Here is a 23,310-nt window from a genome sequence, read left to right as displayed (position 1 = left end):
ATTATTTAGTGATCAATGCCTGGTAAAGAAATACCTGCGAGTTGGTAACCACCTGTGCGCCTTCTGCCAGGCCGGAGATGTAGGCTTTGTTATCAATCCGCCGCAGCAGGTTCACCTCCTGCACTTCCAGCTTATTATCTTTTTTTACCACCACATAGTTTTTACTGTTGTCCATTACAATGGCCTGGGCCGGAATAGAAAGCCGGCTTGTTTTTCCTTTTACATTTACGGTAACTGTCGCAAACATTTCGGGTTTTAAAACAGTGCCCGGGTTATCCATGCTGATGCGCACTTTCATTGTTCTTGTAGCAGGATCCAGCACATTGTATATTTTATCTATTTTACCCGCATATTCTTTTTCTGAATTGGCAAGGGTGTTCACTTTTACCATGTCACCCAGGTGTATATTATCCATATCCGCTTCGTACACATTCGCCATTACCCAAACGTTGGATAAATCGGCGATGGCAAATAAATTGGTATTGTTATCAGCCCTTACTTCAGAAGCATTGGTGATATTCTTTTCTATTATAAAACCATTTAAAGGAGCAGTAACCGTATAAGCAGAACTTTTACCGCCGGTAATGGCAGACACTTCTTTTACCCTGTTTAATTCAGACAATGCTTTGTTGTAAGCAATTTTGGCGGTGAGGTAATCCTGTTCGGTGGCCAGCTTGCTGTCGTATAAATCCTTGCTGGTCTCCATGGCTTTTTTTGCCATGGTAACATTTGATTCTGCGTTCGATAAATCATTGGTATAGCCGGCCACTTCTGTACTTTTTATCACAGCCAGCACCTGGCCCTTGTGTACATAATCGCCCAGTTCAACTTTCAAAGCAGTTACCCGGCCGCTTACCAGGGAAAATACTTTGGCCTGTTTGTTTTCGTTCGCTTCAATTTTACCATTCAGTTTAATGATATCACTTGCATCTTCCACTATTGCTGGTGCTGTCTGTACGTTTTTAACCAGGCTGTCTGATATGGCCGGGATCGCTGCGGCAGCTTCTTCCTTATGACCTTTGCAGGAAATAAAAAAAACAGAGAGCGTAATAAGTACAGAAATAATTAATGCTTTCATTGTATTGAATTAATTGTTTAAGATGGTTTTACCGATGATAAAATTCAGGGTTTCGATGGCCTGCATTTTTTGATTTTGCAGCTCATTAATCTGTAAAATATTATTCTTGTATGATTCATTGAAATCTGTAAAATCAATCAGGCTGATATTTTTCTTTTGAAAATTTTGAGAAACAGCTTTTAATAAATTTTCAAATTCATCCCTGAATGCCGGGTCAATTGACTGCAGCATTTTGTCTGTATTCAATGCTTTTGTGTACGCCGATTGCACTTCGTTTTCAACCGTAAGTCTTTGTTGGTTCAGTACAACTTTACTCTGATCGATATTGATTTTTGCAGCTTTAATATTGCCCTGGTTGCGGTTAAAAAACGGCAGGTCGATAGCCACATTAAAGAAGGAGGCATTGTCTACAAAACTGCCGCGTTTATCAAACTGGGCGCCCAGCGTGATATCTGGCTTTGCCATGGCTTTTTGTAAGGCCAGGTTTTGCTGGTTGTACAACAGGTTATTTTCTGCAAGCTTTAAATCGAACCTGTTCTCATAGGCAGTATCAACCAAATCAGGCAGCTTCATTTGTTTGAAGGAAACTGCCAGTGCATCATTTTTTTCTACCGTGGAAACAAACCAGGTTTTATTATCCTGTAACAATATTTTCAGCTCTGCTTCTATGTCATTTAACTGGTTCTGTAATCCGTTTTGTTCAGCTTTTAAACTATACAGCAGGGATTTAATACGGATTGCATCTTTGAGGGTAACAACACCTTTTGTTTTTAACGCTTCATAAGATGCGCTCAGGCTTTCTAAAGAGGCAATCTGATCGTTATAGGCACTGATAGAATTTTGCAGGTAATAGGCGTTATAAAAATTACTTCTTAAAGAAAAACGCAGGGTTCTCAACAGGTCAAAAAAGCGATTTTCACTAAGCCGGGTGCTGGTTTCAGCCAGTTTTATTTCTTTATTTCGCTTGCCGGCTACCCTTATCAATTGTTGCAGACCAATAATGTACTCGCCGGTTTTATTGCTAACATCTGCGATTTTTTTATTCTGCGGATTGTAAATATTGCCGTTGAATGAAAAGTTGGGATTGCTGTATAACCTGGCTTGTATCACCTGTGCCCTGGCAATATCAATATTGTACTTCTCTGCGAGGAGGTCCAGGTTTTTTTGAAGAAACTGTTTTTCTGCTTCCGGAAGGGTTATGCGCAATGTATCCTGTGCATGCAAGCGCAGGCTGGAAAATAACAGCATAACCAACAGGCTGGTTAGCCATTGGCTTTTGTGGTTCATGTTAAAATGATTAATAAAAAATAACGTTCAGGAATATTTCTGCCTGACGATGGTATAAAGTACGGGGATAACTATAGAATTTGCAAGCATCCTGACCAGTGTCAGAAAAGCTGCATTTCAATTATATGGATAATAAATCGGGAGGTGGACTAATAATATCCATGGAGATTGATCGAAAGTTGCGTTCGTCGGTATGATAAAAAACAGGTGGCGAAACTGATGAGACTATGGCAGGCTCTGGAGCAAAATAACATTGCTGAAAATTGCATTCAACATTTTTTACCAGGTGAAAATTTTGACCGTTATCATCATCCTCATCATCTACGTGGTGATCGTAACCCAGAGCCACCTGGAAATATTCGATCACACTGTTAACATCATCCAGCTGTTTACCGCAGGAATCATACAAGTCATCTTCCGCAATCTGCGGAAGAAACATGGATGCGTTCATGTGACAGACTAACAATATAAATATGAAGAACCTTTTCATTGAGGAGGCAAATGTATAGGATATAAAATCCGGAGATTGTTTACCGGATGTTAATCAATTCAATGAATTGTTTCCTGGATGTTAACGGCAATTTGGAATTTGCTTTACAAGCCCGGTATAAAGGAGAGGTATCGTTTTTATTTAAAGGAGAATGATGATTTTAATTGATCCAGTTAAATTCGTATTCAAGTGGCGCTTTAATACCACGGCCTGCCACTTTTCTGAAACGTTCAGGAAGCGCCATCAGGTAGTCCCTGGCCTTTTCTCCATGTTCATCCAGGTTAGATATATTACCGATATTCCAGTCAATTAAAAGAGAGTCTAAGATTTCCGTATAGTCCCAGCTTGTATATACACCGAGACGTTGGGCCGCATCACTGAAGTGGGTAAAGGTGGTACCAATTGCTTCTCCAGCCTGGCGAAGGAAATGGGCGGGCATTACAATTTTTTTGCGCATCATATATTCAAAGGCAATCATCATTTCACTGGGGTCTACCTCAAATATGCTTGAGACAAAACTCTTGTAAGCTTTTGCATGTCTTGCTTCATCTGCAGCAATTACACCGCATATTTTTGACAGCTGAAGGTTACCATGCTTTTTTGCAAGGGATGCAGTACGGCGGTGAGAAATATTGGTCGCCATTTCCTGGAAGGAAGTGTATACAAAATTTTTATAAGGGTCTGTGCTGGTGCCTATATCAAAACCATCCGCAATTAAATACTGTGTACTGATTTCCATTTGGCGCATATTAATACGGCCCGATAAATAAAGGTATTTGTTCAACAGGTCACCATGCCGGTTCTCTTCTGCTGTCCACATTCTAACCCATTTAGCCCATCCCTGCGGATCATGCTTTGTAATGCCTTCAACATCCATCAGCCAGCTTTCGTAGGTAGGCAATGCTTCTTCTGTAATTACATCCCCAACCAGTACAGCCAGGTAATCATAAGGAAGTTCTTTGCATTGTTCCTGTAATTCCTTCACCTGTGCGGTAAAATTTTCTGAAGAACTATCTGGTAAAAAATCAGTGGGCTGCCAGTTGGTATCTATTTTTTTTAAAAACTCATCAATTATACTATCAATTTTTTTTCCCAAAAAATTCATTACCTCAATTCTGCTTTGCTTGTGTTTATTCATGACTGGTTGTAACAATACTTATACTAAAAGGTTGTGGTTGTAATAAAGAAGGTGTAGCGATAAAGGTACATGTTTTTAGAGAGACTTGCCTGTATGTTTCATCTATTTTTACGGTGCAGGAAGGTTATTGGAAAAGGCTGTTATAAAATCAGCTATTCATTGTATCCATCTGCTAAATGCCATATTTTCTTTTTATATCCCTGTCTGTTTCACGTTCTTTTATAGTCTCTCTTTTGTCAAATATTTTTTTCCCTTTACCAAGACCGATCTCCATTTTGAAAATGCCTTTGTCGGTTAAAAAAATTTTTAAAGGAATGATGGAGTAGCCTTTTTCCTTCGTTTTTGCTTCCCATTTACGAAGCTCTCTTTTGTTAAGCAGCAGCTTTCGTTCCTGCAGCGGGGGATGATTATTATATGAACCGAAGGTATACTCAGAAATGTGAAGGCTCTTTACATACAATTCACCTTTGTCAAAATAACAATAGCTATCATTGAAACTTGCTTTGCCACCGCGAAGGCTCTTTATTTCGGTGCCCGCAAGCACAATGCCTGCTATGTACTTATCTTCAAAAAAGTAGTCGTGATATGCCTTTCGGTTGCTGATTTCCAATCCTTTATTTTTTGCAAAAATAACGATTAAAGCAGACTGATGTGCGCTGAAACTGGCATATGTCCCAATATATTTTACAATGCTAAAGCACTTTTTCCTGAGAAAGGAGCTTCGGCTTATACCCTCAAGGTATTCCTTTGCATGAAATAATGAAATCTGGTTTCTCAACTGGCATTTTCTGCAATTCATCAACCTATTTTACCGGCTATCACAATCTAAAAACGCTTACTTATTTACTTTTAACTGACTATCAAGTACTTAAGATATTGCATACTATTAAAGACAAACTATTACTATAAAATAAATGGTACTTTATATTGCATAGTACTAAAATTGTCTTTATCTTTGCTTTATCAAATCAAGCTAAAAACAATTAAAATAAAAAGTCATGAAAAAGTTCATTTTCGCCGCCTACGTTGCAGCCTTATCATTAATGGTTCCGGCAATTTTTATTGGTTATTTATATACCAGTCCGGAAAGTACCGATACTACAAAAAGCGTGTCTGATGTAAAAAAACAGCCGGTTCAATCAGCCAGTATCAACCAGGAAACAAGTTATAAACCGGGATTAGTTTTTGTTTTAAGGGGAATTTAAGGCATACAGGATATACGGCATTTAACAAATGCTTCAGCGTTTTATCGATCTGGAGCTTTCGAAAAGACAAATTGCCAAAATGTTGCTCTGGGAATAATGAACCTGATTGGTATTGGGAATTTATTGAGGAGCATCTATTCATTGTTCTCTTATCCGCTGCGGCAACAAACAAAAAAGGGCCAGGATAGAAATCCAGCCCCGTTTAAATCCAATATCCTATGAAAAACCGAAACAAATGTAGAGACTATGCCGGATATAAAAAATACCCTAAATAGGGTATTTTTTACGATAATAAACTCATTCGGCAGTACTTTATTTGTTTGTGCAGCTTTTTTAGTATAAAATCCGCAAATAAAAATATATTAATGTTACGGCGGGTAAAACCGGGTTAGCTAACTCATTACACTTTTATAAAACAAATAGCCGGCATCTCTACTTTTTTAAAATCATTGGTTAAAGTATCAAAATACCGGAGCAACACTATGCCATCGGCTCCAATGCCGGTAATAACCAGCTGAATATTTTTGTTGGCTTTAAATGCTACCACGTCGCCAATTTCAAACAGATTGTTCATGAGAATTTTTATTGGTAAGATAGTTCATTTTAATCATCGGGAATTATACTTTGGTTATGCGTTAGTTTAATCAGGCCGATAATACCTGGCAAACTATTCGAAAAATTTTTCGGTATGGCCTGGCTCAACACCAGCTTTGGAGTAACTGCGGAAATATTCATCTGCAGATAAAGTTCCGCCGCCCTTTATTGAGAAAAGGATGGATAAGCCAAGGACAATGATTGACAGCATTAACTCTGAGTTGGAAAAACTCACACCTAATTTGCTGTTTACAAATAAGATGGCTCCGGTGATAACGATGATTTGGATGATGCACATCCAGCGTGTAAATAAGCCGACTGTTATGAAAAATCCACCAAGCAAATTGAAATAAGTAATAACGAAGGCTAAAACCTGGCTGTTGTTACTCAGTATTTCAACACCACCGGTCTTTAATAAAGTTTCAACTGCTACTGTATCTTTAAAAAATACAAACCCTTTCCATAAAATAATCAATCCTAAAATAACACGAAGTATCGTAAGCCACTTGGGTTGGGGAGCGCTGTTGTTCAGCAGGAGCTTTTCCATAACCGATGAATTTGATGATGATAAAATAAATTCAGCAACAAAAAATAACCGTTGGTTACAGGGGATACCGGCACACAAATATAATTATTCTTTCAGAGAAAGAAAATTGAGAGAAATTGCGGCTCTCAATTATTCATGTTATCAAAAACTTGCATTACTGTTCTATCTGTCTATATACATAATGCCCATCACTTTATTTCGTCGCAGCTTTTTTGCCGTTCATCTCATTTACGTGCCATTAATTTTTTGCAGGAAATACTTTTGTTAAAGCACAGCCATTATATTGTAAATATCCGGCAGTAATAGGCTGCGTTCTTATAATTGAAATAAGGGCGCTTTTTTTAAATACAATTTTAAAGTATCGCGATATCAGATTAGTATAGCAGCTAAGTTTTGGTGAATACTTTTCCCGGCGTTTTTTTAAGCGCCGGGTTTTTATTTTTAGCCTCATGGTAAATTATCCGTCCGGGGTCAAACGCAAAAAAGAGCAGTCCTTTCGGACCACTCTTTTATTTATGTACTTTAAATCGGGTAATTGTATCTATAATTCACATTTGCCACTTAGGCTTTAGGTGTTTTCTTTTTCTTTGTTGTGGTACCGGATTTTGAAGCAGCTTTTTTTGTCGTCTTTTTAGTTTCACTGCTTTCAGTTGCCGGAGTTAATTCTATAAACTGACCATTTTTCAATTTGACACTTTTACCACCCGGGTATTTTACCATACCATCAGTTGTAACAGTAGCACCGCTTTCTAATTTATAATCTTTGTCAAGTGCAGATGTCTCATTGTTTTTTACAATCACCATCTTATCATCCTTCATCATTACCCTGTCGGTTAAAGTTGTAGTATCACTTGTTTTACTATTGGTTCCTGCCGTGGCAGTTTGAGAACTTGCTGAGGTAGTATCAGCCGTACTTCCAGTTTGCAAACCTGGTTGCTGAGCAGTAGTACCCATACTATCAGTTTTCATGTTACCACTATGTTGTAAAGTGCTGTCTGTGTTTGGCCATGTTTTTTTATTTACAGAATCCTTAGGCCATTGTCCTTTCGAGTCAAAACCAGTTGTATCCTTTTTAGTCCACGAACTGTTGCCTGGAACCGTGTCGCGATTATTGTTTGGCGGAAAATTATTTTTCCCGGCTGTAGTGTCCTGTGCAAAAACAACAACACCAAACATCATTGCTACGTATAAACTAATTGCTTTTTTCATTTTTTTTGTTTTTAATTAAAAATCTGTTTGTCTGTAATTTTTATGATCTTTCAATCTTGTTATCATTACTGTTCCCTATAATTCAAAAACCAAACCATTTAAAATTTAATTGGAATAGTTAACCAAATTGTGGAACCCTAACTCCATGTGGGAAAATTTAGAGACAAAAAGGGGCAATAAGCAGGGCTTTCGAAACAATCTAAGGATCAGGCAGTTGCCAGCTTAACACAGTTCCATACTTGCGATCGGAATATACAAATAGGGTAGAAAATCAAAATTATGTTAAAGCAGGACTGTTTTTTTATTAATGACTTTATTCATCGGATAGACTAGTTAACCGGTTGTAAACAATCGTGTCATCATCATAAAAATTTTGTCGCTTCAAACTTTAGAAAGGCATTTCTCTTTTCATGGTACAAGCCGATCATTATACATACAATGAATAAATATGCAGGCATTCTTTTTTATCAATATATTTATGCAACAAATCAACAATTATTATCATCATTATTTATTCTTCCATAAAATCTACAAAAATGACACTCTCAAGAAGAAAATTTTTAGTAAAGGGTTCCCTGTCGCTTGCAGGAACGATGCTCTTATCCAACCAGCTCTTTGCTGCTCACACAGCTGGGTCTGCAATGGTAGGTATACAACTGTATTCTGTTCGGGATGAAATGAAAGCAGATCCTTTGGGAACACTGAAGCAACTTGCCGCAATGGGATATAAAAATGTAGAACATGCCAATTATGTTGACAGGAAATTTTACGGCTATTCTGCAACCGAATTCAGAAAAGTACTGGATGACCTTGGTTTGAAAATGCCGAGCGGTCATACAGTAATGGCAGACAAACATTGGGATAACGCGGCCAAAGATTTTTCAGATTCGTGGAAACAGACCGTAGAAGATGCTGCGGTGTGTGGACAGAAATATGTCATCAGCCCGTGGCTGGATGAAAACCTGCGCAAAAACTATGATGACCTGTTAGGCTTCCTGGATATATTTAATAAGTCTGGCGAACTTTGCCAAAAGTCGGGAATGAAATTCGGTTACCATAACCATGATTTTGAATTTAAGTATTCATTAAATGGTAAGAAAATATATGATATCATACTGGAACATACCGATCCGAAACTCGTAATTCAACAAATGGATATTGGCAATATGTATGGTGCAGGCGGAAGGGCACTGGATATTTTAAAAAAACATCCCGGCCGTTTCGAAAGCATGCATGTAAAAGATGAAATAAAATCCGCTGCAAAGGGAGAGATGGACAGTGAATATGAGAGTACGATTTTAGGAAAAGGAATTTTACCAGTCAAACATATTGTTGACCTGTTTAAAAAATCCGGCGGCACGACGGAATTTATTATTGAGCAGGAATCTTACCAAGGAAAAACACCGCTGGAATGTTCCAAAGAGGACTTAAAAATTATGAAGAGCTGGGGCTACTAATTTTGCCTGGTTGTAACTTTTTATTTTAATTTTTAGCCCCGGTATTTACCGGGGCTATTTTTATAACAGTGGCTTTCGATATATTATTTACGCTCCAATTTTATCAGGGTCGTCCTTCCCTTTTTTAAAATCATCACATTGCCGGTTACCGAATATTTGTCAACATCGTTTAAGGCACTTAAAAATGTTGTCTCAAAAGGAACATCCGGGCAGCCTGCTAATTTGCCTGACTGAGCCACAAATTTTATTTTACCACTGCTGATAATATAGGTTCCATTGATATCATTGCATCCGCCAAAACCACGGTATTTCTTTCCTGCCGGTTCAAATATTAAATGTGCATTTTTAGATGGATTCCCTGTGATCTGTACCGGTACTTCTTTCAATTCAGTTAATACCCATCTGCCAATGGCCCAATTATTATCTGGCGCTAATTTCGGGCTGCAGGAAAATAGCAATACAGCGACTGCGAACAATAGACATACTTTCATAGCAATTTATTTTTTTATCTAAGTTAATTAAATCACGCGGGTTTAAATGTAGGTTTTTAATAATTCAATTGTACTTGATGTTGTACTGGCTTTCAACAAAAAAATGACTGAAGCAGCCTGTCTGTTTTTTGTTAAATTTGATTTACCTTCCTGTTAAATTTTAACATGGCTAACCGAAGAACTTTTATACAACAAATAGGAATAATGGCAGGCGCCTTTTCTGCAAACAGTTTATTCAACCAGGCGCATGCTGCTGAGTTTTCTGCCGCAAGTCAGCGGATACAGGCACTCGCACCTGGCGATGCTGCCGCAGATGAAGATTACTGGAGTATTATTCAACAGGCATTTACGGTAAGTCCTAATATTATCAATCTTAACAATGGCGGCGTAAGCCCATCACCAAGGGTTGTACAGGAAGCGGTAACACGGTACAATAATTTAACTAATGAAGGCCCGTCATATTTTATGTGGAGGATACTTGACCAGGGCAGGGAGCCGGTTCGTGAAAAGTTAGCTGCGCTGGCGGGTTGTGATAAAGAAGAAATTGCCGTTAACAGAAATGCGACAGAGGCTTTGAACACGGTTATATATGGCTTGTCGTTAAAAGCTGGTGACGAGGTAATTGGAACCAAACAGGATTACCCCAACATGATCAACGCCTGGAAACAAAGGGCCACCAGGGAAGGAATTATTTATAAACAAATCAGCTTTGTGTTTCCGATAGAAGATGATGACACAATTGTAGCTGCCTATGAAAAAGCCATTACACCCAAAACCAAAATCATTCATGTAACACATGTTATCAACTGGATCGGGCAAATAATGCCGGTAAAGAAAATCAGTGAGATGGCGCACCGCCACGGAATTGAAGTGATTTGTGATGGCGCCCATTCTTTTGGACTGATGGATTATGCAATCCCTGATTTAGGTTGTGATTATTTTGGCACCAGTCTGCATAAATTTTTAAGTGCTCCCATTGGCAGTGGTATGCTGTGGATAAAAAAAGAAAAGATAGAGAAGATATGGCCGCTGGTGTGTAATGATAAACCACAAGGAACTGATATCAGGAAATTTGAAACGTTGGGTACCAGGAGTTTTCCGATAGAGCAGGGGATAGGTGAAGCATGCAATTTTCAAATGGCGATTGGCAGCAAACGAAAAGAAGAACGCATCCGTTATTTAAAAAATTACTGGGCTCAAAAAGTAAAGGATATTCCTAAAGCAAAGATTCATACATCTTTTCAGGCAGCTTATAGTTGCGCTATTTGTGGTGTAAGCGTAGATGGAATGACGCCGGGAGAACTGGAAACTGCATTATTCAATGATTATAAAATTCATACCGTAGGAATAGTTTGGGAAAATGTAAGCTGTGTGCGCATAACACCACATGTATACACCCGTTTGCAGGACCTGGACAAGCTTGTAAAAGCAATTGGAACGATCGCTTCAAAAAAATAAGCCTCGCATAATTTTCTATTTAAACAACGTAATGGATAAACTTTAAGGCTGCAGCATGAAATATTTTAAACTCAATTTTGAAACCGGCCGGCAATAAAAATATTCAGCTAATTATTGCAGGAATTTTCTTTGCAATTTTATGGCCTTCTGCTTCGGTAACCACCAAAATAGCATTGCAGTTTGCACAGCCTTTTACGATTGCAGTGATTCGGTTTTTCGCAGGTGGTGTAATCATGTTGTTGTTTGCGCATGTTGTTTTACAACAACAATTACCTCAGCAAAATCAATGGAAACAGTTGGCTGTGTATGGCTTTATGAACATCACCATTTACCTGGGTTTATATGTACTGGCCATGCAGCATGTTTCGGCCGGGCTTGGGTCGCTGGCAACTGCCACCAACCCGGTTTTTATCAGTTTAATAAGCGCCCTGTGGTTCAGACAAAAACTAAAGCCTGTCATTTTAATTAGCCTGTTACTATGTTTTACGGGTGTTATCATTGCGGCTTACCCGCTTTTACTGCGTAGTTACGCCACTCCTGCAGGCCTGTTATTGCTGATCATAAGTATGCTGTCTTATTCTGCAGGAGCAATTTATTTTTCAAAAAATAAGTGGCAAAATTTGCATACGCTGACCATCAATGGCTGGCAGACCATTTTAGGTGGCATCTTTCTGCTGCCGTTTGCAATTTACTTTTATGATGGTACAAAAAACAATTTTACGCCTGCTTTGATGGGCTGTATTGTATGGCTTGCAATTCCCGTTTCCATTGCTGCAGTGCAGTTATGGCTTTTCCTTTTAAGAGATAACCCGGTGAAGGCGTCCTTCTGGCTTTTTCTTTGCCCTGTAGCGGGCTTTGCATTGGCAGCTTTATTGATGAAAGAGCCGTTGAGCTGGTACACCCTGAGTGGTGTATTGCTCGTTGTTGCCGGTTTATATCTTGTTCAGAAAAGAAAATAAAATTGTGACTTGATCGTCGCAATGGTAGTTACAGTGTACAAAAACTTATCTCCAATTGTTGACACATACGGCAAAGGCTCCACGCGAATTTAATTAATTGAAAAAGACTACTTACTTCTGATAGCTTCTACTGCGTCCATTTTAGCAGCTCTTGAAGCAGGGAAAATGCCGGCCAGTACACCCACTACCAAACAGATTACTACGGTGCCTATTAAAAGTGGGATGGAAACGAAGACAGGAAAATCAAACATTTTGGTAAATACCATCGTAAGAATATAAACGAGTAATAAACCGATGGCACCACCCATCAGGCAGAGCATGGCGGCTTCGAGCAAAAATTCAAACAGTATGCTTGAGCGTTTTGCTCCTATAGCTTTTTTAAGGCCGATCATACTGGTTCTTTCTTTTACGGTTACAAACATAATATTAGCGATGCCAAACATGCCTACGATAAGGCTGATCACTCCAATCAATCCACCTACAATATCCACCGTGCCAAACAAACCACTGATGGCTTTACTGAATGCCTCTACACTGTTTAGTGAAAAATTATCTTCCTGTGTCGGACTCAGTCTCCTGATTTGCCGCATGGCGCCTTGCAACTCCACACTTAGTTGTGTAGGTGTAACATTGGGTTTTCCTTTGGCAATTAATACCGGGTTGCTAAAATCTTCTGCAATAATCTGGCGGGCAAATTTGTAAGGCAGCATTACACAGTTATCGTAATCCCAGCCAATAAAATTTTTACCTTCCTTTTTTATTACACCAACAATGGTTACTTTTTTACCTTTTGTTTCAAAGGCTTTGCCCAGTGCCCGTTCTGCATTGCCATATAATTTTTCGGCGTTGTCAAATCCAATTAATCCAACTGCGCTGCCACTGTTAAATTCTGCATCTGAAATAAAACGGCCGAAAGCGAAAGATATCGGTTGTACTCCCATCTGATCAACGGTTATACCATATATGGAAGCGTTATCGATTACATCATCATTATAAGAAATACTGCCGCCCGAACGCATCAGAAAACTGATGTTTTCCACCAATTCGGAGCGTTGCTTTAATAGCGCCACTTCCTGGTACTTCATGGTTGGTCTTGCACGGTATTTCCAGTAGGGGCGATCGGGGCCACCACTATATTCCCACTTATCTATATAAATGGTATTGCTACCGAGGCTGCTAACTTCGTTCTGGATATTGTGCTCCAGGCTGTTTACAGTAGCTAATACACCAATGATGCAAAAAATTCCAAAGGCCACACCTGTAAGACTAAGGCCTGTCCGCAATTTATTTACCCTTAACTCCTGCAAAGTGAGCCGCAAAGAATTGCCAAGAATTTGAAGTGTTTTTTGCATACTTCAAATGTACAGCTTGGAATTGTATTCCATATCAAAAATTGATAAATGGCGAAAGCTGGCTTTATTTTTATGTATAGAGTAGGATTAAAACAGGAAGAAATTGTCTCATAATAAATGCAGTTTTTTGTTTTCAACAATAACTATTTGATGTTGTATACAGATTGCTTTCACTATTTTTATAACAATGGAAAGTTTTCAAATTGTAATTTTTATAATGGCAATCCTGATCGGTTTATCAGCCATTGCCGATAAAATAAAATTGCCTTACCCGATATTGCTGGTAGGTGTAGGTTTGGTGATAGGCTTTGTTCCGGCCTTGCCGGATCTGGCGATGAACCCTGAAATTGTGTTCCTAATCTTTCTTCCACCTTTGTTGTATGATGCTGCATTTAAAACATCCTGGCATGAATTTAAGACAGCCATCAGGCCCATATCGACCCTGGCAATAACACTGGTATTTTTTACCACCATTACAGTTGCTGTTGTAACACACTGGCTCGTGCCTGGTTTCGGCTGGCCGTTGGCATTTGTGTTGGGGGCCATTGTTTCTCCGCCGGATGCAGTTGCTGCCACAGGTATTATTAAGGGACTTGGGTTGAATAAAAGAGTAATCACGATACTGGAAGGGGAGAGCCTGCTGAATGATGCGTCGGCCCTGATTGCCTACCGGTATGCGGTTGCAGCGGTTACAACCGGCGTATTTGTATTTTGGAAAGCAAGCCTTGAATTTTTATGGGTTGCAGGCGGTGGTGTGGTTGCCGGCATCGCAATTGGTTACCTGTTTATCCTTGCTCATAAAAAAATTGCTCATAACCCTGTAGTAGAAACCAGCCTTACTTTACTTGCCCCCTACATAGCCTATTTACTTGCAGAGCGGCTGCACATTTCTGGTGTTTTATCAGTGGTATGTGCTGGTCTGATGGTCACCTGGCGGGCTCCGGAAATATTCAGTTACCAGACAAGAATGCGTACAAGGGCAGTGTGGGACACCGTGATTTTTTTGCTGAATGGCATTGTGTTTATTTTGATAGGCCTGCAGTTACCGCTTATAATCAATAACATCAAAGGATATGCTTTTATGCAATTGCTGGGGTATGGCTTACTCATCAGTCTCGCAACAATTGTTGTCCGCATTGTTTGGGTTTTTGCAGGCGTTTACAACCAAAAGCTCTTTTCGTTTAAGAAGAAAAAAAATATAGAAAATGCTGCGCCTGCTGAAACGCCTGGTGAAATACCGTGGAAGAATGTACTGATTGTTGCCTGGACAGGCACGCGGGGCGTAGTATCGCTGGCGACCGCACTGGCATTGCCTTTAACGCTAAATAACGGCCAAGCCTTTCCCTATCGGAACGTGATTTTATTTTTAGCGTTCGTTGTAATTTTTATTACGCTGGTTGTACAGGGATTAACTTTACCATTGCTGATAAAGATACTGGGCGTGGAAAAAAAGATGACTTTTCATAAAGAAGATAAAGAACTGGAATTACATATGGCGCACCAGGTGGTGGATTTTATTGAAAAAGATTTTCCGGTTCCGCTGGAACCTAAAATGACAAATCAGTTAAAGAAAAGATACGACGTACTTATTGACAAACTGAGTAAAGAAATTTCGCACATTGACCAGCTTAAAAGGCCGGTACAAAATAAGCTGGCAACACCAATGGGGCAATTATTGCTGGCACAGCTGGAGATCACCAAATTTCAAAGAGAACTGCTGATAAAGTTTCATAAAGAAGGCAGCTTTAGCGACGATGCGATTAAACATGCCGAGCGTGAACTGGATGTGGAAGAAATGCGATTGAATGGTTTAATTGATAAAAATGAAAAGTAACACACTGTATTAAAAAGTAACTGGCCATCACCAAACCAGTTATTAATTACGGCACGATATTATAGATAAAAAAATGTTAATAAAACGAAACTGACTTTATGATGAAGACGCTTACCACGCAGGCAGGTCCTTTCTATACAAAATTGGCCATGATTTTAATTATCCTTATTGCCGGGGGATATTTGTGTATACTGGGTAAAGAAGTATTAAGTCCCTTGATATTTGCCATGCTGATAGCCATTGTGTTGTTGCCCATCGCCAGTTTTTTAGAGCGGCGTTTTAAATTTCACCGGAGTGCGGCAGCTGGTGTTTCCGTGTTATTAATGATTGTTTTTGTTGGTTTGATTTTTTACATGGTGGGAGCGCAGATTGCTGACCTGGGTAGTGACTGGCCCCTGTTTAAACTACAACTGGCTGCATCACTTAAGGATTTTCAGCACTGGATCAGCTCCACATTTCATGTGAACATGGCTAAGCAAATGGCCTATGTAAATTCAGCAACTTCTGACTTGCTCACCGAAAGTACATCGGTAATTGGTGCTACGGTATTGTCTGTTTCTTCTATGTTGCTGTTTTTGGTTTTTACCATGATCAATACTTTTTTTATGCTTTTTTACCGCAGGCATATCGTACGTTTTTTGGTGGTTGTTTGCAACGAAGAAAATGCCATGGTGGTGTATGATATTATAGCCCAGGTGCAGTATATCATCCGTAAATATATTGTTGGATTATTGCTGGAAATGGCCATTGTTGCAACTGTACTTTGTATTGTTTTTTGGTTGCTGGGTATTAAGTATGCGATGCTGCTGGGTATCATTACCGGGCTTTTTAATATCATTCCTTACATCGGTATCTTTACCGCTTTGCTGTTTAGCATACTGGTAACTTTTGCCACGGCTGCCGGTACTACCAAGATTTTACTGGTGTTGGTTGCCGTGGTAATTATGCATTTAATTGACAGCAATGTATTGCTGCCGATGATTGTGGGCAGCAAAGTAAAAATAAATGGCCTTATTACTTTGTTAGGCGTTATCATAGGCGAAATGATGTGGGGTATTCCGGGTATGTTTTTATCCATACCGGTTATTGCCATCGCAAAAATTGTTTTCGACAGAGTGGAAAGTCTGCACCCATGGGGATTTTTATTGGGAGATGAAAAAGATGAACAGCAACCGCCTCCGCTGAAGCAAGAAATTGCAGATGAAACGAATGCCACTCCTGCCTGATGATTTTTTTTTAATAGTATGACTTCATTTGTTGTAAAGGCTCCGGCTTTGGCCACGCTTTAATAAAAGCTCAATGCCTGTATTGCTGTTGAACGGATTGCGACGCAACGATGCTGCTACAGGGCACTTCAGCCGGTATCATTGTTTTTTTTATACTGCTTTTGCTTAAAGATTTATCAAACCGTACCTTTGCGCCTCAAAATTATAAACACAAATTCCCTTGCGGGGATAGGGCATGAAGTACAGCAACGAAATAAACAGGCGCAAAACATTTGCAATTATATCTCACCCGGATGCCGGTAAAACTACGCTTACAGAAAAATTTCTGTTGTTTGGCGGCGCTATTCAAACGGCGGGAGCGGTTAAAAGTAACAAAATAAAGAAGCACGCCACCAGTGATTTTATGGAAATTGAGCGCCAGCGTGGTATCAGTGTGGCAACCAGTGTGATGACTTTTGAGTATGATGGTCACCTGATAAACCTGCTGGATACGCCCGGCCATAAAGACTTTGCGGAGGATACTTACAGAACTTTAACTGCAGTGGACAGCGTAGTGCTGGTGATTGACAGTGTGAACGGGGTAGAGGCGCAAACAAGGCGCCTGATGGAAGTAATTGCGATGCGTAACACGCCCGTAATTGTATTCATTAACAAAATGGACCGGGATGGTAAGAACAGGTTCGACCTGATGGAGGAAATTGAAAATGAACTGAAGATTCAGCTGCATCCAATGACGGTGCCGATCAATAGTGGTAAAGACTTTAAAGGCGTTTATGATCTGCATGAAAAAAGCCTGGTACTGTTTGCAGCCGGCACCAAAGCAACTGGTGAAGAAGTGGTAGAGATAAAAGACTTGAACGACAAAATTCTGGATGATAAGATCGGGGAAAAAGACGCCAACACTTTACGGGAAGATGTGGAACTGATTGATGGTGTTTACGGCGAATTGAATACGGCCGATTACCTGAGCGGAAAAACTGCCCCGGTGTTTTTTGGCAGTGCTGTAAATAATTTTGGTGTAAAAGAGATGCTGGACACTTTTGTCCGCATTGCACCAACGCCCCGTCCGCGGCATACAACTACCCGCGATATCGATCCTGAAGAAGAGAAATTCAGTGGTTTTATTTTTAAGATTCACGCCAACCTTGATCCCAAGCACAGGGACAGGATCGCCTTTTTAAGGGTGTGCAGCGGCAAGTTTGAACGCAGTAAATATTACAATCATGTTAGGCTTGAAAGAGATCTGCGGTTTAATAATCCCTACAGTTTTTTGGCCCGTCAAAAAGATATTATTGAAGAAGCATTTCCAGGTGATGTGGTAGGTTTGTTTGACACTGGTAACTTTAAAATAGGGGATACATTGACTGAAGGGGAAAAGTTCTACTTCACTGGTATTCCATCTTTTAGTCCGGAAATTTTTAAAGAGGTAGTGAATAAAGATCCGATGAAAACCAAACAGTTAGAGAAAGGACTTTTGCAGCTGACTGATGAGGGCGTTGCGCAGTTATTTACACAATTTGGCGGTAATAAAAAGATCATTGGTTGCGTGGGCGAACTGCAATTTGAAGTAATACAATACCGCTTGTTGCAAGAGTACGGCGCTTCCGTACAAATGAACAGTCTGCCCTTTTACAAGGCCTGCTGGCTCACCAGTAAGGACCCGAAAAAGCTACAGGATTTTATCAAATTTAAACAGGCGAACATTGCAGAGGATAAGGATGGTCACCTGGTATACCTGGCACAAAGTGAGTGGTTTTTAAATACCGAAAGACAAAATAATCCGGATATAGAATTTCACTTTACCAGTGAGATACATAAGTGAATTTGAAGGTTTTTTTGCTGGTTAATTGCTTTTTAAAATTAACCAGCTCTTGTTTTTACACTTTGCACATCTTTCAACATCTACCGGATCAGGACTAAGTTTCCTTTTTTGTAAAACTTGCTACAGTTATCCTCCGCTTTGATATAATAAACGTAATTGCCTGCGTCAGCTGCTTTTCCTTGGTAGGTTCCATTCCAGCAATCATTATCTGTGGTAGTATGAAATACCATGCTTCCATAGCGGTTAAAAATGGACACTTCAACAGATTTCATGAAGGTAAAATGACTGACTTTAAAACAATCGTTTAATCCATCTCCATTTGGTGTAAACGCTGACGGAATGAAAAAAGAAGTGGACCCGATTTTATTTACTACTACGGTAATCGTATCAGTGGCAACACAGTTGGTGGTTAAATCTACAGCGGATACGGTGTACAACGTGGTGGCATTGGGCGAAGCCAGCGGATTGGCTGCAGTACTGTTATCCAGGCTGGCAGCAGGTGACCAGGAAAACGGTCCGCTGCCGGTTGCCTGTAACTGGGCAGCAGATATACTACAATCTATGTCATTTAATTTTGTTGCTTTGATGGCAGGCACAGGCAATACAGCTACTGAAGTAGTTAAAGTAGCAGTGGTATTACAGGTAAGTTCTTTAATTACTACTGTATAAGTCGTATTGCTGCTGGCATTGGTGGTGGGGTTTGCAATGTTAGGGTTATTTACAAGTGCTGCCGGTGACCATGTGTATACGTCACCGCCAGTTGCTAATAACTGGGCAGATGCATTGAGGCAAGTGGTATCTGCTGCGGATATGGTAAATACTGGGTCGGGGTTTACAGCAATTTTTACCGAATCAGTGGCAGTGCAACTATTGACTCCGGTTACAACAACAACATATGTGGTGGTGGTTACAGGCGACGCAACCGGGTTGGCAATGGCGGCATTACTAAGTCCGGCTACAGGCAGCCATTGGTAAGTACTGCCACCAGATGCTTGCAATTGTAGCGGGGTATTTTTACAAATGGCTGTACCCGGAGTAACTGCAACAACAGGAAGCGTCTTTGCTGTAATGCTAACGGTATCCGTAGCTGTACAGCCTTTACTGTCTGTACCCGTTACAATGTACTGGGTGTTTACAGCTGGTGTTGCTACCGGATTGGCAACCGTTGCATTTGAGAGACCAGTTGTGGGAGACCAGTTATACGATATGCTTCCGTTTGCACTCAACTGCACCGCCTTGCCTGCACAAACTAGGGTGTCATTATTTGCTTTTACAGAAGGATTATCTACTGTGATAATTACGCTGTCTCGTTTTATCAGCACCGGCGCGAAAGAAATATCATCCAGCGCAAAATCGTTGCCCTGTACAAAAGTGTTTTTGTTTACTATTGCAATTTTTGCAGAAGTATTGTTGCCAGAGTTCCAGGTTGTATAAAATTGGGTCCAGCTACAGGTTGGTAAACTCGCTGTAATTAATGTGCCAACATCCCCACCATTAATCGAAAAACTAAGTTGCGCCGGATTGGGTGTATACAGCGCTTGTATCCAGGTCGAAAAGGCATAGTTTGTATTGGGTGTGACTGCAACACTTTCACTCCACACCAGTACGTCTGCTGTCGGCGCGCCGTTTACTAACATCATATTACCGCTGCCTGTTGTATGATCACCACATGGGCTCAGACCCCCGTTCCAGTTTTGGGGATTTGTGCCAACGAAATACTGAGCTTCCGTGATGTTGGGTGTGGCAAAATTATATGCCGAAGCAAATCCTGTATTGCCGGCGCTAAAATCGCCGTTGACAATGGTGTTAACGCCGGGGATTTGTGCAGTTAAGAAATAGGTGATAGCAACCGGTGTATTTGTGGTGGGATTTGCAGATAAAGGATCGTCTAAATAAGTCGTGGGTGACCAGCAAAAGTTGAGTGAAGGTGCCGTCAGCAATTGTTTAGTCGTACCAAAACAAATGGTAGTATCCCTGGTAAGTATAATATCCTGCCGTAGAATATTAACAGAAATATTTTTCGTGATAGTGTCATTACAGCTACCGGTTTGCGCCGTATATTTTACAAGGTAGTTACCCGTATTGGCATAAACATGAGTTGGTGTAGCCCCAGTCGCAAGTCCGCCATCTCCAAATATCCAGGATGGATTTACCGGAGCATTTCCAATTGCTGAAAACTGGATGCTGAGCGGATTACAGCTATTCTGGTTGTAAGAAAAATCAATCGTAGAACCTGTAGTGGTAACGGTAGTTTTTACACTGTCTGTACAACCGTTGTTGTCGGTCACCACAAGGGAAACAGTATGTGCGCCAACTGTAGCATAGGGATGTGTTACAACGGATGAGCTTGCTGTTGTGCCATCGCCAAAGTCCCAATGCCAGGTTTTGATGGCAGAATTTTGCACGTAGGCAAGTCCTGTAAAATCAAATGAATTGCAGGAGGACTTTGCGGATTTTATTTTTACAGAATCAATATTTTTTTTGAAGGGAACAGAAGTAACAGGTAATACCAAACTGTTATAGGTAAATCCGGCAGACCCTGGCAATGCGCCCCAGGCATCGTTACCCGCTGTGGTATTAACTCCATTAATTCCTCCATTTAATGTTAATAGTGCGCCAGGAGGATTCACGTTTTGTTTGAACCAAATTACGCCACCACTGCCACCGCCTCCTGGTCCTGTAATAAAAGTTGGGAAAGGGCCGGTGCTTGCACCGTTTCCTCCTTTAGCTTCAACAGTAATTTTATCAAGAAAATTATTTGTATTTAATAAAATTGAACCGCCTGCTCCGCCACCACCTGCTCCTTCATTGCAATTGCTTCCCGTACAGGCTGTACCATTGTTCCCGTTGCTCTTTATTTTAGAACTATTAGATTGAAGATAACCGGATGAAATGAGAATAAGTGCACCACCTCTACCACCACCGGAAGTAAAAGGATCGGCACCAGGGTCATTTGCGTGGCCTGATCCGCCACCGCCGCCTAAGTAAATTTTATTTTGCGTAGTATAATTTGTTAAACCATATCCCGCAACGCCGGCATTAACAACTATGGCATCATTGCAAAGATTAAACTGATTACCCCCTCTGCCACCTATGGAAGCATTGGAGCCACCTCCACCGCCGGCATTGTGATCATTTCCACCTCCGCCGCCATTTGCCAGTTTACCTTTGCCTGCAGACTTTTCTGTGCTCACTTCTGCAATGCCTTCACCTTTCGCAGCACCAAATACATTTCCCAGCATATAATAAAAATCGTTCTGACTACAATTTGTACTGGCGGTATTAAAATTTTCTTCACGCCCTCCTTTAAAGCCTTTCCCACTAACATCTATGTCAGAATTTAATTTAATAGTGTCTTTCACATTAAACACCAATACGCCACCCTTTTTACCATCCCAGGGCAGACACGTAAGAGGACTGGAAAATGTGATGCTTTTGTAGTAAGGAACCCTTACCAGCTGCACCCGTCCATCGGGTAAGTCATACTGGCGGAGTAAAACATTCGTCAGTTCTATTATATTTCCCGATTTACTTTTTACGTAGTTATACTCATAATTACCAGCATTTTTAAAATTGGTAATATTACCAAATGCCGCGGTATTTGAAGTATCAATAAGAGCCCCTTTCATCTGTATCATCAGCACTGTATCACCAATATTAAATGTAGATGCATCTTCAACGGTAATCTTATTTTCGCAGGGATTGAACGCTATTACAGGGGTATAGGTGTTGATGATTAAACTGTCACTTATAATTTTAGCGCAGGAATCTGCAACAAATGCACAATTGGGGTTAGTTGCATTGATGGAAGCACTGCCGCCCAAAACACCATCGAAAGCAGTATTGCCCTGTTTATTTAATAAATTATCAAAAGTATAGTAAGCCACCAGGCCAGGTTGCGTGGTTGGAGCAGGTAAGGTGGTGTTCATGTAATTTTTTAGCTCTGCCTGCGTTTTCGCCACATTCCAAATTCTGACTTCATTAATATATCCAATAAAGTTTGTGTTAAATCCCTGTGGCTCGTACCAGCCAATCCTTGTTTGCCAATTGTTTTGATATAATGTACCAGTGGCGGCAACCTGGCTCATTAAAAATCCATTTCTATAAAATTTTAGCGTACTGCCATCGTACACCATAGCGGCATGGTACGTTTTATTGAGCTCAATATCACAGATATCAGGCGTTCGGAAATACCCGTTGGATGTAGTAATTTCTGCTGTGTTGGGACGTAAAAGATAATTGGCATCCGAAGGGTCATTGTGTTTGGAAACTAAATCACCGGCATAAATTTCACCTCCGGAATAGGAGGTTGTTCTGTTGAAAGTAGCCTCCACTGTAATCTTGTTTCCGGTAATATTTACCTGCCCCATATTGGCATAAGAAGGAGTGGCCGGAGTTGCCAGCCAGTTGTTGCAAGCTGTTGTAACTCTTGCGCAGGAGTCTGCCACAAAAGCGCAGCTTGTATTGGTGGTATTAATAGTGGCTGCCCCGTTGATCGTTCCGTTAAAAGTAGTATTGCCCTGTTTATTTACCAAGTTGTTGAATTGATAATATGCCAACAGACCTGTTTGAGCAGTTGGCGCAGGTAAAGATGTATTCATGTAAGATTGTAGTTGCGCCTGAGTACGTGCTACATTCCAAATCCTGACTTCATTAATATATCCTATAAACTGCGTAGTGTAAAATGCTTGTGAATAATGACCAATCCTGGTATCCCAGTTATTTTGAATCAGATTTCCCGAAGCTGCAACCTGGCTCATTAAAAATCCGTCTCTGTAAAATTTTAGTGTACTACCATCATAGACCAGAGCGACATGATAGGTTTTGTTTAAAGTAAGATCACAAATATCCGGTGTTCCAAAAAAACCATTCGTTGTTGTTATGTAAGCATGGTTGGGCCTTAATAAATAATTGACGTCAGAAAAATCATTGTGTTTTGAAACGATGTCTCCTTCTGTATTGTCACCTCCGCCCGGAACATACGGTTGGGTTCTGTTAATAGTTGCTTCTACGGTTACCTGATTTCCCGGAATATCCAGCTTCCCGATATTTACGGAAGAGCTTACAGAAGGAGTACTTAACCAGTTATTACAATTTTGAGCTTTACAGACAGACCAGCCAATATGTAGCAGAAAAAAAAGACAGGCAAATTTTCTCATACGG

At 40.3% G+C, this 23,310-nt stretch carries 18 protein-coding genes; 7 read left to right on the top strand and 11 right to left on the bottom strand.

Annotated elements, in window-relative coordinates:
• Position 1: 1 nt before the first annotated feature.
• The 5 genes from QWZ08_RS16170 to smpB all read right to left on the bottom strand — a co-directional run bounded on the left by QWZ08_RS16170 (position 2) and on the right by smpB (position 4,792).
• Positions 2 to 1,078, bottom strand: coding sequence for an efflux RND transporter periplasmic adaptor subunit (locus tag QWZ08_RS16170; RefSeq protein WP_290338525.1), 1,077 nt, complete (start codon positions 1,076 to 1,078; stop codon positions 2 to 4).
• A 9-nt stretch (positions 1,079 to 1,087) separates the two neighbouring features.
• Positions 1,088 to 2,365: a TolC family protein gene (locus QWZ08_RS16165; RefSeq protein WP_290338524.1), complete on the bottom strand. Its 1,278-nt coding sequence runs from the start codon at positions 2,363 to 2,365 to the stop codon at positions 1,088 to 1,090.
• Positions 2,366 to 2,486: 121 nt separating this feature from the next.
• Positions 2,487 to 2,816, bottom strand: coding sequence for a hypothetical protein (locus tag QWZ08_RS16160; protein WP_290338523.1), 330 nt, complete (start codon positions 2,814 to 2,816; stop codon positions 2,487 to 2,489).
• A gap of 199 nt (positions 2,817 to 3,015) precedes the next feature.
• Entirely contained in the window at positions 3,016 to 3,993 is a 978-nt protein-coding gene (locus QWZ08_RS16155) for an acyl-ACP desaturase (protein ID WP_290338522.1), read from the bottom strand.
• 172 nt (positions 3,994 to 4,165) lie between these two features.
• Positions 4,166 to 4,792, bottom strand: a complete 627-nt coding sequence (gene smpB, locus QWZ08_RS16150; RefSeq protein ID WP_290338521.1) for an SsrA-binding protein — start codon at positions 4,790 to 4,792, stop codon at positions 4,166 to 4,168.
• Positions 4,793 to 4,991: 199 nt separating this feature from the next.
• Between smpB and QWZ08_RS16145 the strand changes: the two genes are divergently transcribed.
• On the top strand, positions 4,992 to 5,198 hold the full coding sequence (locus QWZ08_RS16145; protein ID WP_290338520.1) for a hypothetical protein: 207 nt from the start codon (positions 4,992 to 4,994) through the stop codon (positions 5,196 to 5,198).
• A 400-nt stretch (positions 5,199 to 5,598) separates the two neighbouring features.
• Here the strand turns inward: QWZ08_RS16145 and QWZ08_RS16140 are convergent, their stop codons facing one another.
• The 3 genes from QWZ08_RS16140 to QWZ08_RS16130 all read right to left on the bottom strand — a co-directional run bounded on the left by QWZ08_RS16140 (position 5,599) and on the right by QWZ08_RS16130 (position 7,548).
• Complete coding sequence (locus QWZ08_RS16140) at positions 5,599 to 5,772, bottom strand: hypothetical protein (RefSeq protein WP_290338519.1); 174 nt, start codon at positions 5,770 to 5,772, stop codon at positions 5,599 to 5,601.
• A gap of 93 nt (positions 5,773 to 5,865) precedes the next feature.
• Complete coding sequence (locus tag QWZ08_RS16135) at positions 5,866 to 6,339, bottom strand: DoxX family protein (RefSeq protein WP_290338518.1); 474 nt, start codon at positions 6,337 to 6,339, stop codon at positions 5,866 to 5,868.
• 561 nt (positions 6,340 to 6,900) lie between these two features.
• The gene (locus QWZ08_RS16130; protein ID WP_290338517.1) at positions 6,901 to 7,548 is read right to left on the bottom strand and encodes a DUF6799 domain-containing protein; all 648 of its coding nucleotides are present in this window, start codon (positions 7,546 to 7,548) and stop codon (positions 6,901 to 6,903) included.
• A gap of 536 nt (positions 7,549 to 8,084) precedes the next feature.
• Between QWZ08_RS16130 and QWZ08_RS16125 the strand changes: the two genes are divergently transcribed.
• Entirely contained in the window at positions 8,085 to 9,005 is a 921-nt protein-coding gene (locus QWZ08_RS16125; RefSeq protein WP_290338516.1) for a sugar phosphate isomerase/epimerase family protein, read from the top strand.
• Between the two features lie 83 nt (positions 9,006 to 9,088).
• On the opposite strand, the gene QWZ08_RS16120 is transcribed toward QWZ08_RS16125, so the two are convergent.
• Positions 9,089 to 9,496, bottom strand: a complete 408-nt coding sequence (locus QWZ08_RS16120; RefSeq protein ID WP_290338515.1) for an META domain-containing protein — start codon at positions 9,494 to 9,496, stop codon at positions 9,089 to 9,091.
• Between the two features lie 165 nt (positions 9,497 to 9,661).
• On the opposite strand from QWZ08_RS16120, the gene QWZ08_RS16115 reads away from it, so the two are divergent.
• Together QWZ08_RS16115 and QWZ08_RS16110 are read left to right on the top strand one after the other, a co-directional pair.
• Positions 9,662 to 10,954 (top strand): aminotransferase class V-fold PLP-dependent enzyme, encoded by a 1,293-nt coding sequence (locus QWZ08_RS16115; RefSeq protein ID WP_290338514.1) that lies wholly within the window; start codon positions 9,662 to 9,664, stop codon positions 10,952 to 10,954.
• Positions 10,955 to 11,031: 77 nt separating this feature from the next.
• Positions 11,032 to 11,913: a DMT family transporter gene (locus QWZ08_RS16110; protein ID WP_290338513.1), complete on the top strand. Its 882-nt coding sequence runs from the start codon at positions 11,032 to 11,034 to the stop codon at positions 11,911 to 11,913.
• 107 nt (positions 11,914 to 12,020) lie between these two features.
• Here QWZ08_RS16110 and QWZ08_RS16105 read toward each other — a convergent pair whose 3' ends face one another.
• Positions 12,021 to 13,265: an ABC transporter permease gene (locus QWZ08_RS16105; RefSeq protein WP_290338512.1), complete on the bottom strand. Its 1,245-nt coding sequence runs from the start codon at positions 13,263 to 13,265 to the stop codon at positions 12,021 to 12,023.
• A gap of 217 nt (positions 13,266 to 13,482) precedes the next feature.
• Here QWZ08_RS16105 and QWZ08_RS16100 point away from each other — a divergent pair, with 217 nt between their 5' ends.
• From QWZ08_RS16100 to QWZ08_RS16090, 3 genes are all read left to right on the top strand, one after another.
• Complete coding sequence (locus QWZ08_RS16100; protein WP_353960496.1) at positions 13,483 to 15,099, top strand: Na+/H+ antiporter; 1,617 nt, start codon at positions 13,483 to 13,485, stop codon at positions 15,097 to 15,099.
• A 98-nt stretch (positions 15,100 to 15,197) separates the two neighbouring features.
• A complete protein-coding gene (locus QWZ08_RS16095) occupies positions 15,198 to 16,325 on the top strand; it encodes an AI-2E family transporter (protein WP_290338510.1) in 1,128 nt (375 codons plus the stop codon).
• A gap of 235 nt (positions 16,326 to 16,560) precedes the next feature.
• The gene (locus QWZ08_RS16090) at positions 16,561 to 18,147 is read left to right on the top strand and encodes a peptide chain release factor 3 (protein ID WP_290338509.1); all 1,587 of its coding nucleotides are present in this window, start codon (positions 16,561 to 16,563) and stop codon (positions 18,145 to 18,147) included.
• Positions 18,148 to 18,227: 80 nt separating this feature from the next.
• Here the strand turns inward: QWZ08_RS16090 and QWZ08_RS16085 are convergent, their stop codons facing one another.
• Positions 18,228 to 23,306 (bottom strand): LamG-like jellyroll fold domain-containing protein, encoded by a 5,079-nt coding sequence (locus tag QWZ08_RS16085; RefSeq protein ID WP_290338508.1) that lies wholly within the window; start codon positions 23,304 to 23,306, stop codon positions 18,228 to 18,230.
• Positions 23,307 to 23,310 lie beyond the last annotated feature (4 nt).

The organism is Ferruginibacter paludis (assembly GCF_030409685.1).
GTDB classification, from domain to species: Bacteria; Bacteroidota; Bacteroidia; order Chitinophagales; family Chitinophagaceae; genus Ferruginibacter; species Ferruginibacter paludis.
This window is presented reverse-complemented; position numbering and strand designations above follow the sequence as displayed.

What these genes read in the sequence shown, in the direction of transcription:
- QWZ08_RS16090 (WP_290338509.1), top strand. Translation starts at nt 16,561, where the DNA reads ATGAAGTACAGCAACGAAATAAACAGGCGCAAAACATTTGCAATTATA.
- QWZ08_RS16165 (WP_290338524.1), bottom strand. Translation starts at nt 2,365, where the DNA reads ATGAACCACAAAAGCCAATGGCTAACCAGCCTGTTGGTTATGCTGTTA.
- QWZ08_RS16105 (WP_290338512.1), bottom strand. Translation starts at nt 13,265, where the DNA reads ATGCAAAAAACACTTCAAATTCTTGGCAATTCTTTGCGGCTCACTTTG.
- QWZ08_RS16115 (WP_290338514.1), top strand. Translation starts at nt 9,662, where the DNA reads ATGGCTAACCGAAGAACTTTTATACAACAAATAGGAATAATGGCAGGC.
- QWZ08_RS16130 (WP_290338517.1), bottom strand. Translation starts at nt 7,548, where the DNA reads ATGAAAAAAGCAATTAGTTTATACGTAGCAATGATGTTTGGTGTTGTT.
- QWZ08_RS16160 (WP_290338523.1), bottom strand. Translation starts at nt 2,816, where the DNA reads ATGAACGCATCCATGTTTCTTCCGCAGATTGCGGAAGATGACTTGTAT.
- QWZ08_RS16120 (WP_290338515.1), bottom strand. Translation starts at nt 9,496, where the DNA reads ATGAAAGTATGTCTATTGTTCGCAGTCGCTGTATTGCTATTTTCCTGC.
- QWZ08_RS16170 (WP_290338525.1), bottom strand. Translation starts at nt 1,078, where the DNA reads ATGAAAGCATTAATTATTTCTGTACTTATTACGCTCTCTGTTTTTTTT.
- QWZ08_RS16155 (WP_290338522.1), bottom strand. Translation starts at nt 3,993, where the DNA reads ATGAATAAACACAAGCAAAGCAGAATTGAGGTAATGAATTTTTTGGGA.
- QWZ08_RS16085 (WP_290338508.1), bottom strand. Translation starts at nt 23,306, where the DNA reads ATGAGAAAATTTGCCTGTCTTTTTTTTCTGCTACATATTGGCTGGTCT.
- QWZ08_RS16095 (WP_290338510.1), top strand. Translation starts at nt 15,198, where the DNA reads ATGATGAAGACGCTTACCACGCAGGCAGGTCCTTTCTATACAAAATTG.
- QWZ08_RS16100 (WP_353960496.1), top strand. Translation starts at nt 13,483, where the DNA reads ATGGCAATCCTGATCGGTTTATCAGCCATTGCCGATAAAATAAAATTG.
- QWZ08_RS16140 (WP_290338519.1), bottom strand. Translation starts at nt 5,772, where the DNA reads ATGAACAATCTGTTTGAAATTGGCGACGTGGTAGCATTTAAAGCCAAC.
- smpB (WP_290338521.1), bottom strand. Translation starts at nt 4,792, where the DNA reads ATGAATTGCAGAAAATGCCAGTTGAGAAACCAGATTTCATTATTTCAT.
- QWZ08_RS16145 (WP_290338520.1), top strand. Translation starts at nt 4,992, where the DNA reads ATGAAAAAGTTCATTTTCGCCGCCTACGTTGCAGCCTTATCATTAATG.
- QWZ08_RS16135 (WP_290338518.1), bottom strand. Translation starts at nt 6,339, where the DNA reads ATGGAAAAGCTCCTGCTGAACAACAGCGCTCCCCAACCCAAGTGGCTT.
- QWZ08_RS16125 (WP_290338516.1), top strand. Translation starts at nt 8,085, where the DNA reads ATGACACTCTCAAGAAGAAAATTTTTAGTAAAGGGTTCCCTGTCGCTT.